The sequence below is a fragment of the Streptomyces triticisoli genome (genome assembly GCF_003270085.1).
Classification (GTDB): Bacteria; Actinomycetota; Actinomycetes; order Streptomycetales; family Streptomycetaceae; genus Streptomyces; species Streptomyces triticisoli.
The window spans coordinates 44,171-50,170 of sequence record NZ_QFDQ01000225.1 but is presented as its reverse complement, the minus strand read 5'-3'; the positions used below and the strand labels follow the sequence as shown (position 1 = coordinate 50,170).

Below are 6,000 nucleotides of genomic sequence, written 5' to 3'. Positions count from 1 at the left end.
AGGCGCCCTTGGCGGGCCGGCGGCGGCGCATGGGCGGCTCGACGCCGTCCGCGAGGCGGCGGGCGGTGAGCAGGAAGCCGGTGTGGCCGATCATGCGGTGGTCGGGGCGGACGGCCAGGCCCTCGATGTGCCAGTTGCGGATCATCGTCTCCCAGGCGGTCGGCTCGTTGAAGCAGCCGATCTCGCGGATGGACTCCACGGTCCTCGCGAGCTGGGTGGTGGTGGCGACGTAGCAGCACAGGATGCCGCCGGGGACGAGTGCCTTGGAGACGGCCTCCAGGCACTCCCAGGGGGCGAGCATGTCGAGGATGACGCGGTCGACGTCGGTGTCGGACAGGTTGTCCTGGAGGTCGCCGACGGTGAGCTGCCAGGCGGGGTGCGGGCCGCCGAAGTAGCGCTCGACGTTGGCCTGGGCGATCTCGGCGAAGTCGGCGCGGCGCTCGTAGCTGTGCAGCATGCCCTGGTCGCCGATGGCGCGCAGCAGGAAGCTGCTGAGCGAGCCGGAGCCGACGCCGGCCTCCACGACGCGGGCGCCGGGGAAGATGTCGGCGAAGGCGAGGATCTGCCCCGCGTCCTTGGGGTAGACGACGGCTGCCCCGCGGGGCATGGACAGGACGTAGTCGGGGAGCAGGGGGCGCAGCGCGAGGTAGGCGACGTTGCCGGTGGTGCGGACAACGCTGCCCTCGGGTGCGCCGATCAGCTCGTCGTGCGGGAAGGATCCCTTGTGGGTGTGGAAGTTCTTCCCGGCCTCGAGCGTGAACGTGTAGTGGCGGCCCTTGGGGTCGGTCAGCTGTACCTGGTCCCCGACCTTGAAGGGCCCGCGACGGCGGGCGGCACCGGTCGGTTCGGACATGTGACCAGCCTACCGGTCCCGGACGGGCCCGCCGACCACGCGGAGGCGGGCCGGGGCAGGGCCTAGGAGGCGGACGGACGGGCCATGGCCTTGACGAAGGCGCGTTCCACGTCGGCTGCGGAGAGCACACCGTAGATCTCGCCGGTCTCCTCCACGACGAGGTATTCGGTGGCCGGGGTGGCGCGCAGGGCGTCCAGGAGGTCCTCGCCGGCGAGTTCGGCGGAGACGCGCATGCCGTCGGTGAGTTCCTGGGCGAGTTCGCTGGCGCTGACCCAGGGGCGGCGGTGTTCGGGTACGCCGGCGATGGCGGACTCGCGGACCAGGGAGAGGGGCTCGCCCTGGCCGTCGACGACGACCAAGGCGCGGGCGCCGGCGGCGTTGGCGCGGCGCAGGGCCTCGGCGAGGGAGGTGTGGGTCTCGACCGGGACGGCGCGGCGGGTGAGGGTGCGGGCGCGCAGCTCGGGGAGGTGTTCGCGCAGCCGGGCCATGCGCAGGCTGTTGCCGGCGCCGGTCCAGATGATCGCGGCGAGGATGGCGGCGAGCAGGGCGTTGGTGACGGTGCCGACGCCGATGGTGTCCTCGGCGGTGGGGTCGACGCCGGACTGGGTGAACAGGGGCAGGCCGATCAGGACGGAGACGGCGAGCGCGCGGCCGACCCAGGCGGCGGCGACGGTGCCGCTCATGGGTCTGCCGGTGATCTTCCAGACGACGGCGCGGAGCATGCGGCCGCCGTCGAGGGGCAGGCCGGGCAGCAGGTTGAAGGCGGCGACGATGAGGTTGGAGATCATCAGGCCGGCCAGCAGGACGCCGGGGACCGTGCCGGGTTCGAAGGGGCGCAGAGCGAGGTAGAAGACGCCCGCGAGGACCAGGGAGAGCAGCGGGCCGACGAAGGCGAGGACGAACTCGCGGCCGGGGGTCTCGGCTTCCTTCTCGATCTCGGAGACGCCGCCGAAGAACTGCAGCTGGATGCGGCGGACGGGGAGCTTGAAGCGGAGGGCGGCGATGGTGTGGGCGAGCTCGTGGACGAGGACGGAGGCGTAGAAGGCGACCGCGAAGAACAGGGACACCAGGTAGCGGGCGGCGCCGAGCTCGGGCAGTACGCGCTCGAGCTGTCCGCCGAACACCCAGGTGATCAGCGCGGCCACGAGGAACCAGCTGGGCGCCACGTACACGGGCACCCCGAAGGGCCGCCCCATGAGCAGCCCGCCCCCGGGTCCCTTCGGCCGCGCGGGCGGGGACGACTTCCCGGAGCGCGCGAGAGCGCGGTCGGGGTGGGTGTCGCCGAAGGGCCGTCCGCGGTCGTCGGGGGTCTGCACGGGTCCCTCGGTACCGTGGGCGTGTCCGTGCTCGGGGTGGGTGTCGGCGCGTGAGGCCTCGCCGTCCCCCGGCTCCCGGCCCCCCGCGCCGCGTGCGGCCGGGGCCGCGCCGGTGTCGCCGGAGCGGTTCTGTTCCGCCGCGGTGCCGGCAGGCGTCCGGGGCGTTGCCTCGTGCGCCGAGGACTCGGCGGGGCTCTGCTCCTGGGCGGCCTCGGCCTGCTGGGCCGACTCGTCGTTGCCGGAACGCGGCTGCCCGCTCCCGCCGCTCACGTCCACGGTGTCCCCTCGTTCGAAGCGCGTCTTCCGTACCTGTCGGCCGGAAGGTCTCGGGTCGATGGTATGCGGCCGTGGCAAACGGTTCCGCCCGGCACCCCTGTGTTTTCCCCGCCTCGCGCACATCATGACCGTGGCCGGGTCACTGTCGGTGGTGGGCCGTAGGGTTTGTGGCATGGAGACGAGCACGGAGGGCGAGGCGGTCGCCCACGACAGCGGCCCGGTGGCGGGGGCGCCGGCGCAGGAGTCCGCGGAGGCGGTGACCGCGGCGGCGGTGGAAGCGGACTCGCAGACCGCTCCCCGCCTCGCCGTACCGCCCTCCTCCCTGTCCCCCTCCCGTGCCGGGGACTTCATGCGGTGCCCGTTGCTGTACCGGTTCCGGGTGATCGACCGGTTGCCCGAGAAGCCGAGCGAAGCGGCGACGAGGGGCACGCTGGTGCATGCCGTGCTCGAGCGACTGTTTGACGCTCCGGCCGCCGAGCGGACCGCGCCGCGGGCGAAGGCGCTGGTCCCGGGGCAGTGGGAGCGGTTGCGCGAGGTCAGGCCGGAGTTGATGGAGCTGTTCGCCGACGACCCGGACGGGGAGCGGTCGGCGCGCTGGCTGGCGGAGGCCGAGCGGCTGGTGGAGCGCTGGTTCACGCTGGAGGACCCGACGCGGCTGGAGCCGGCCGAGCGGGAGCTGTTCGTGGAGGCGGAGCTGGACTCGGGGCTCAGGCTGCGCGGGATCATCGACCGGGTGGACGTGGCGCCCACGGGCGAGGTGCGGATCGTCGACTACAAGACGGGCAAGGCGCCCCGCCCCGAGTACGCCGAGGACGCGCTGTTCCAGATGAAGTTCTACGCCCTGGTGGTGTGGCGGCTGAAGAAGATCGTGCCCCGGCGGCTGCAGCTCGTCTATCTCGGCAGCGGTGACGTGCTGACGTACGACCCGGTCCCCGCCGATCTGGAGCGGGTGGAACGCAAGCTGCTGGCCCTGTGGGAGGCGATCCGGCTGGCCACCGAGACCGGTGACTGGCGGCCGCGCCCCACGAAGCTGTGCGGCTGGTGCGACCACCGGGCCCACTGCCCGGAGTTCGGTGGTACTCCCCCGCCCTACCCTTTGCCCCTGGGACAAACCGTGGCGTCGGCGCAGGGCAGAATGGGCGCGGACTAGCGAAGGAGACTCACGTGGCCATCCGCGTCCTACTGGTCGACGACCAGCCGCTGCTGCGCACCGGGTTCCGGATGATCCTGGAGGCCGAGCAGGACATCGCGGTCGTGGGCGAGGCCGGAGACGGTCTGCAGGCCCTGGACCAGGTGCGGGCCCTGCAGCCCGATGTGGTGCTGATGGACATCCGCATGCCGCGGATGGACGGCGTGGAGGCGACCCGGAAGATCACCGGTCCGGAGCGGAACGGCCCGGCGAAGGTACTGGTGCTGACCACCTTCGACCTCGACGAGTACGTGGTGGAGGCGCTGCGCGCCGGCGCGAGCGGCTTCCTGCTCAAGGACGCGCCCGCGGGCGAGCTGGTGCAGGCGATCCGGGTGGTCGCGGCCGGCGAGGCGATGCTGGCGCCGAGCATCACGCGCCGGCTGCTGGACAAGTACGCCACGCACCTGCCCTCCGGTGAGGAGACGGTGCCGGACACCCTGCACACCCTCACCGACCGCGAGGTCGAGGTGCTGAAGCTGGTGGCGCGCGGGCTGTCGAACGCGGAGATCGCCGCCGATCTGTTCGTCAGCGAGACGACCGTGAAGACCCATGTCGGGCACGTGCTGACCAAGTTGGGCCTGCGCGACCGCGTGCAGGCCGCGGTGTACGCGTACGAGAGCGGCCTGGTGCGCCCCGGCGCCCAGTAGGGGCCCCGTGCACCAAGAGGGCGCCCCCTCCCGGAAGGCCGGTGAGGGGGCGCCCTCTTGGTGCACGGGGGTGGTTCAGCCCCTTCTGTGCTCCCGGAGAGAGACCTCAGCCGCTGACACCTCGGCCGAGCTCCCACAGCTGGAGGGTCGCGGAGGAGTTGATGGCGTACGCGGTGCCCGTGATGGTGTCGCGGGCGGCCACGTACTGCTTGCCCTGCCACAGGGGCAGCAGCGGAACGTCGTCGGCGACGATGTCCTGAATGCTGGTCAGGCTGGTGGATGCGGAGAGCCGGTCGGCCTGTCGGCGGGACTGCGGGATCAGGGTGTTGCGGATCTCGCTGTTGGCGTACGGGGAGTTGAGGGTGTTGCCCTTGTCGAGGAACGGCGCCAGGTAGTTGTCGGCGTCCGGGAAGTCCGGGAACCAGCCCATGCCGTAGACGTCGTACTGGCCCTTCAGCTCGGCCGGCCGGAAGGCGGACCAGGGGGTGCCCTTGATGCTGACGTCGAACAGGCCGCTGGCGTTGAGCTGCTGCTGGAGGACCTCGAACTCCTTCTTGGTGGCCGCGCCGTAGTGGTCGGTCGTGTAGTGCAGCGTCAGCTTCACCGGAGTGGTGATGTCGGCCTTGGCCAGCAGGGAGCGGGCCTTGTCCGGGTTCGGGTCGCCGTACTTGTTGAAGAAGGCGTTGGAGTGGCCGGTGATGGTGGCCGGGACGATCGAGTACAGCGGCTCGGCCTGGGTGCCGTAGACCTCGGCGACGAGTTCGCTGCGGTTGACGATCTGGGCCATGGCCTCGCGCACGGCCTTGTCCTTCACCGACGGCGCGTCGGTGTTGAAGCCCAGGTAGCGGATCTCCAGGCCGGGCGTCTCGACGATGTCGATGTTGTCCTTGGAGTCGGCGGAGAGATTGCGGATCTGCTCGGGCGTCATGCTGCGGGTCATGACGTCGATGTCACCCTTGCCCAGCGCGTCGCCCATGGCCTCCGCGTCCGGGAAGGAGCGCATCTGCACGTTGTCGTTGTTGAGCTTCAACGTCCCCTTGTAGTGGGGGTTCTTGGTGAAGAGGGCGTCGACCATCTCGTCGCCCTTGACATTGGCCTTCATGGTGTACGGGCCGGAGCCGTCCACGTCGAAGCCGTCGCGCAGCTTGTCCTTCTCGTACTTCTTGGGGCTGACGATGCCCGCGACGGGCGTCGACAGCTTGTACGGGAAGGTGGCGTCGGCGGTGTTGAGGTGGAAGATGACCTCGCGGTCGCCCTGGGTCTCCACGGTGTCGATGGTGGACAGCAGGCCGGCCACGCCGCTGTCGGAGTTGATGGCGCGGGCGCGGTCGATGGAGAACTTCACGTCGGCCGCGCTGATGGAGTCGCCGTCGGCGAACTTGAGGTCTTGGCGCAGGGTGCAGACGTAGCGCTCGTTGCCGCTGTCGGTGAAGCCGCACTTCTCGGCGGCCTCGGGGACGGGGTCGCCGTCGCCCTTGGGCTGGATCATCAGGGTCTGCACGGTCTGGCGCAGGATGTTCCAGGAGCCGACGTCGTAGGCGTACGCCGGGTCGACGGGCGCGGGGGCGTCTTCCGAGGCGGTGAACCGGTCCGTGGTGCCGACGACGATGGCGTCACCGCTCTTGCTGCTGCTGCCGGAGCCGCCGCACGCGGCGAGTACCGGCGCGAGCAGACCGGCTACGGCCGGCAGCACCAAAGTCTTGCGGTTCATGCTCGAGT

General features: G+C 71.1%; 5 protein-coding genes. 2 read left to right on the top strand and 3 right to left on the bottom strand.

What is annotated here, in order from left to right:
* Positions 1-853 (bottom strand): tRNA (adenine-N1)-methyltransferase (locus DEP02_RS27795; RefSeq protein WP_112470434.1); only part of this gene is annotated, 853 nt, incomplete at its 3' end.
* A gap of 62 nt (positions 854-915) precedes the next feature.
* Positions 916-2,445 carry a site-2 protease family protein gene (locus tag DEP02_RS27790; protein WP_112470433.1) on the bottom strand — a complete coding sequence of 510 codons (1,530 nt, stop codon included), beginning with the start codon at positions 2,443-2,445 and terminating at the stop codon, positions 916-918.
* 172 nt (positions 2,446-2,617) lie between these two features.
* Here DEP02_RS27790 and DEP02_RS27785 point away from each other — a divergent pair, with 172 nt between their 5' ends.
* The gene (locus tag DEP02_RS27785) at positions 2,618-3,595 is read left to right on the top strand and encodes a RecB family exonuclease (protein WP_112470432.1); all 978 of its coding nucleotides are present in this window, start codon (positions 2,618-2,620) and stop codon (positions 3,593-3,595) included.
* 14 nt (positions 3,596-3,609) lie between these two features.
* On the top strand, positions 3,610-4,281 hold the full coding sequence (locus tag DEP02_RS27780; protein ID WP_112470431.1) for a response regulator: 672 nt from the start codon (positions 3,610-3,612) through the stop codon (positions 4,279-4,281).
* Between the two features lie 106 nt (positions 4,282-4,387).
* On the opposite strand, the gene DEP02_RS27775 is transcribed toward DEP02_RS27780, so the two are convergent.
* Entirely contained in the window at positions 4,388-5,992 is a 1,605-nt protein-coding gene (locus tag DEP02_RS27775) for an ABC transporter substrate-binding protein (RefSeq protein ID WP_112470430.1), read from the bottom strand.
* Positions 5,993-6,000: the final 8 nt, after the last annotated feature.

What these genes read in the sequence shown, in the direction of transcription:
- DEP02_RS27775 (WP_112470430.1), bottom strand. Translation starts at nt 5,992, where the DNA reads ATGAACCGCAAGACTTTGGTGCTGCCGGCCGTAGCCGGTCTGCTCGCG.
- DEP02_RS27785 (WP_112470432.1), top strand. Translation starts at nt 2,618, where the DNA reads ATGGAGACGAGCACGGAGGGCGAGGCGGTCGCCCACGACAGCGGCCCG.